The organism is Hydrogenivirga sp. 128-5-R1-1 (genome assembly GCF_000171895.1).
Map to the genome: position 1 here is coordinate 1 of NZ_ABHJ01000043.1, position 4,604 is coordinate 4,604.

At 29.7% G+C, this 4,604-nt stretch carries 6 protein-coding genes; 5 read left to right on the forward strand and 1 reads right to left on the reverse strand.

From position 1 onward, the window contains the following. The 5 genes from HG1285_RS05910 to HG1285_RS05890 form a co-directional block, all read left to right on the forward strand. The coding region (locus HG1285_RS05910) for a prolipoprotein diacylglyceryl transferase family protein (RefSeq protein WP_008288273.1) at positions 1-282 on the forward strand (282 nt) is incomplete at its 5' end. Position 283: 1 nt separating this feature from the next. After that, on the forward strand, positions 284-895 hold the full coding sequence (locus HG1285_RS05905) for a Uma2 family endonuclease (protein ID WP_008288274.1): 612 nt from the start codon (positions 284-286) through the stop codon (positions 893-895). A 121-nt stretch (positions 896-1,016) separates the two neighbouring features. Continuing rightward, a complete protein-coding gene (locus tag HG1285_RS05900) occupies positions 1,017-2,030 on the forward strand; it encodes a folylpolyglutamate synthase/dihydrofolate synthase family protein (RefSeq protein ID WP_232219500.1) in 1,014 nt (337 codons plus the stop codon). A gap of 67 nt (positions 2,031-2,097) precedes the next feature. Then, on the forward strand, positions 2,098-2,982 hold the full coding sequence (truB, locus tag HG1285_RS05895; protein WP_008288276.1) for a tRNA pseudouridine(55) synthase TruB: 885 nt from the start codon (positions 2,098-2,100) through the stop codon (positions 2,980-2,982). 224 nt (positions 2,983-3,206) lie between these two features. Further along, a complete protein-coding gene (locus tag HG1285_RS05890) occupies positions 3,207-4,115 on the forward strand; it encodes an aspartate carbamoyltransferase catalytic subunit (protein ID WP_008288277.1) in 909 nt (302 codons plus the stop codon). Here HG1285_RS05890 and HG1285_RS05885 read toward each other — a convergent pair. Next, on the reverse strand, positions 4,101-4,604 hold a 504-nt coding region (locus tag HG1285_RS05885), incomplete at its 5' end, for a cyanophycin synthetase (protein WP_008288278.1). The two genes, HG1285_RS05890 and HG1285_RS05885, sit on opposite strands and share 15 nt — an antisense overlap.

Below are 4,604 nucleotides of genomic sequence, written 5' to 3' on the forward strand. Positions count from 1 at the left end.
ATACCTCTTTATCCTACACAGCCGGCAGAAGCATTAGGCAATTTTCTGATTTTTGCAGTTTTATTTTTAATGTATAAATATAAGAAGTTTGACGGTCAGATATTTGCCTTTTATCTAATATTTTACGGATTTGAAAGATTTTTACTTGAGTTTTGGAGAGGTGTGACGCCTCCTCTTCCAGTGATAGGACTGACATGGAACCAGATAATAACTCTTTTAATGGTAATAGCAGGATTTGGCATTATAATTTATTTTATGAAGAAAAAACCTTCAGAGGTTTAAAATGAACATTGTTTTAGAAAAGAAAAAAACAAAAAGAGGTAGAAAGAAAATACCAGAGAACTTGGTATATGAGATACTTGGAAATAAAAAGATATATTACAAAGACTATAAAAAGGTTTTATCTGGAGAACTACCGCCGGAGGCTGTAATGGGAAGCAGTGATTTACAGGCATGGATAATAGATACAATAATAAGATTTTTACATTTAAATCTAAATTACAAAAAATACAAAGTTTTGGCAAATGAAGTTGGATATTTCTACACGCCGAAAAGACAGGGAAAATGGCTGAATTTAGACATTGCAGTTGTGAGCAAAGAAAAATTAAAGAAGCCAGAAGGAACTTATCTAAAAGTTCCACCAGAGGTTGTAATTGAAGTTGACACAAAAGCCGACCTTTCGAAAATGGGAGACAACTATTATATTGAAAAAACAGATAAACTTTTAAAAAGTGGTATTAAAAAAGTAATATGGATTTTAACCAATCCCCAAAAAATAATCGTTGCCGAGAAAGGTAAAAACTGGATAATAACAGAATATAACAGTAATATAGAAGTTTTAGACGGGATAGTATTAAACTTAGAAAATCTTTTAAAAGAAGAACAAAACAGTTAAGAATATTGAAACTATACAGCCTTTTCAACAAAAAAGTTTTCAATATACAGCCCGGCCTTGAAAGAATAAAAAAAGCTGCAAAGAGATTGGAAATCCTCAGGAAAACTTTAAGTCTATTTTAATTAGCGGGACAAACGGAAAAGGCTCAACTGCTGCTTTTTTAGAAAGTTTGTTTAGGAGTAATGGTTTAAAAACAGGACTTTTCACATCTCCACATTTAGTAGAAGAAAACGAAAGATGGCAGATAAACAGAAAAAACATATCTGATGAAAAGTTAGAATATTATATGAACCAGTTAAAACCAATTATAGAAAAATATGATTTAACATACTTTGAAAGCTCTACCTTACTTGCATTTAAATATTTCTTAGATGAAAAGGTTGATATAGCTATACTTGAAGTTGGTCTTGGAGGAAGATGGGATTCTACAAACATAGTTAACCCTGAAGTTTCAATAATTACAAATGTTTCTTTAGACCATACACATTTACTTGGAGACAGCATAGAAAAAATCGCTTTTGAAAAAGTTGGTATAGCAAGACCTGACAAACCTTTAATTATCGGCTCACAGCAAAAAGAGATATTAAATGAGGCTTTAAAAAAAGAGGTAAAAGAGATTTATCAGCTTGGCAGTGATTTTTTTGTAGAATATAAAAATGAACTGGTTAATTATAAATTTAAAAGCTATAAACTGGAAGACTTAAAACCTTCCTTACTTGGAAAAAGGCAAACTTTCAACCTCGCATCTGCTTTAACTGCCTTTTTAGTTTTTTCTGAAAAAAATAAATTAGAAATAGATGAAGACAAAATAAAAAAAGCAGTTTCCTCAACATACTGGCCTGCAAGGATGCAGATTTTATCTGAAAACCCTTTAATAATATTAGACGGAGCTCACAATGAAGATAGCTTGATAAAAACATATGAAGAAATAAAAGAGCTTTTCCCAGATAAAGACATAATTACAATTTTCTCAGCAATGAAAGATAAGAATTTGGATAAAATGATAAACATCGTAAAAGATAATTCCAAAAAAGTAATATTTACCTACAGCGGTGTTTCAAGAAGCATAGACAAAGAATATATTAAAAATAATATTTTTATAGAAAATGTAAAAAAGCTATTGAGTATGCAGTAGATTTATCTAAAAATGAGATAATTCTAATTACAGGCTCACTTTATTTATCAGGAGAGGTTTTAAAAATATGGACGGCATAGTGCTTATAGATAAACTACAGGGTATAACTTCAAATTATCTTGTACAAAAAATAAAAAAACATATAAAAAAAACTTTTAATGAAAATATTAAAGTCGGTCATACCGGAACATTAGATTTTTTTGCAACTGGTCTTATGATTTTGACACTTGGAAAAGCTACAAAACTAACCCAGTATTTTCAAGGTCTTGATAAAGAATATATCGCAGTTGGAGAACTTGGAAGAATAACGGACACATATGATGTAAATGGAAAAGTTATAGAAGAAAGAAAGTGCAATATTGAAGAAGAAAAACTTACTCAGATAATAAAATCTTTTGAAAAAACATATCTTCAGTATCCTCCGCCTTATTCTGCAAAAAGAATAGAAGGAAAAAGAGCTTATCAGCTTGCAAAGGAAGGTATAACTCCCCAGTTAAAGCCAAAAGAAGTATCTATATATAAAGTAGAAATATTAGACATAAATTTGCCGTTTTTTAAAATAAAAGTTCACTGCTCATCTGGAACCTATATAAGAAGCTTAATAAAAGAAATCGGTGATGAAGCAGGATGTGGTGCTTATACTAAAGAGCTAAGAAGGACAAAAATTAATGGATTTTCCGTTGAAAATGCCCTGCCTTTAGAAAAGTTTTTAAAACTAGAAAAAGAAGAAATAGAAAAAGTTGTTATCCCTGTAGAAAAATCATTACCTTTTTTACCAAAAATAATTTTAGATGAAGGGTTTGATTTTAGATTCATAAACGGACAGAGATTTAAAGTAAATTTTGTAGAAACAACAGGAATTACAGCAGTATTTTCAAATACAGGTAAATTTTTAGGTATAGGAAAAGTGGATGAAAATAAAATACTTCATCCTGAAACAGTTTTCAGATAAACCTATTTTTCTATATAAAAAGAAACAATAGAATCCTGATTTGATATGAAATAATCAAGAAAATAGTTGAAAACCACGCTTAAAACCACAAAAGATAAAATTGCAGTCATTATAAAAAAGCCTTTTTTAATATTTAAATTTCTCATAGCAATAATATTATCGGCTTTATTTTTGAATTTTTTAATGTTGTATAATTTTTTAGCAAAAATTTTTGAGGGCTAAAAATGAAAGATTTAATTTCTGTAAATCAGCTTGATGAAAAAAAAGTATTTGAGATTTATGAAATATTTAAAGATTATAAAAACAGATATAAAAACGGTGAAACTAAACTTTCTGATTTAAGAGGATACTCAGTTTTACTTCCATTTTTTGAAAATTCAACAAGGACAAGAACATCTTTTGAGCTTGCAGGTAAAATACTTGGAGCAGATACAATAAACATATCAGCTTCTACTTCTTCTGTTAAGAAAGGAGAAACTCTATATGACACCATAAAAACTTTAGAGGCAATTCAGTCTGATTTTATAGTTATGAGGCACTCTATGTCAGGAGCCCCTGCTTTAGTGGCAAAAGAGATAAAATCCCATGTTATAAATGCAGGAGATGGAGCAAACGAACATCCATCACAGGCTCTGCTTGATACTTTTACAATACTTGAAGAAAAAGGAAAAATAGAAGGACTCAATATTTTAATTGTTGGAGATTTTCTCCACAGCAGGGTTGCAAGGTCTGATGTAAAGCTTTTTAATAAACTTGGTGCAAAAGTATCTTTATGTGCCCCCCAAACTATGATTCCAAGACATCTTGAGGTTTTTGAGTTTGACAGAGTTTATACAGATTTAGATAAGGCAATAAAAGATAAAGATGTTGTTATATTTTTAAGGATACAGCTTGAGAGACAAATAAAGCCGTTTTTCTCAACATTAAATGAATATTCCATAAAATATGGACTTAATCAAAACAGAGTTAACATGTTAAAAGATGATGCTGTAATAATGCATCCAGGACCTGTAAACAGAGGAGTTGAAATTCAAAGTGAGCTTGTTTATGGGAATAGAAGTTTGATTTTAGACCAGGTTGAAAATGGTCTTTTTACACGAATGGCAATTTACAAATTTTTACTGTCTCAATAAATGAATAATATCTTCCATTTTCATACTTCTTGAGCCTTTTATCCACACAAAAGATGGCTCTTTTTCTTTTTTTAAATGGTAGGCTATTTTTTCTTTAAATAGTAAGTAGCTTTCTTTTTTATCTTTTATAATTTCGTAAATATGCTTAACTTCTTCTCCATATAAATAAACTTTATCAATGTTTGAATTTAAAATATATCTGCCTATTTCTTCGTGCTTTTCTTTGGAAAATTTACCAAGTTCCTTCATATCGCCAAGTACAAGTATTTTTTTACCTTTTAAATCAGATAGTGTTTCTATGGCTGTTTTAGTTGAAGTCGGATTTGCATTATAGGTATCATCAATTATTGTCAGGTTTTTGTGTTTTATTATTTTTCCTCTGCCGTCTAACGGGGAAAATTCCTTTAGAGTATCCAAAGCTTTTTCAAAATCTAATCCTAAATAATCCATTATTAGAATAGAGATTGCTATATTTTCAAGTATGTTTTC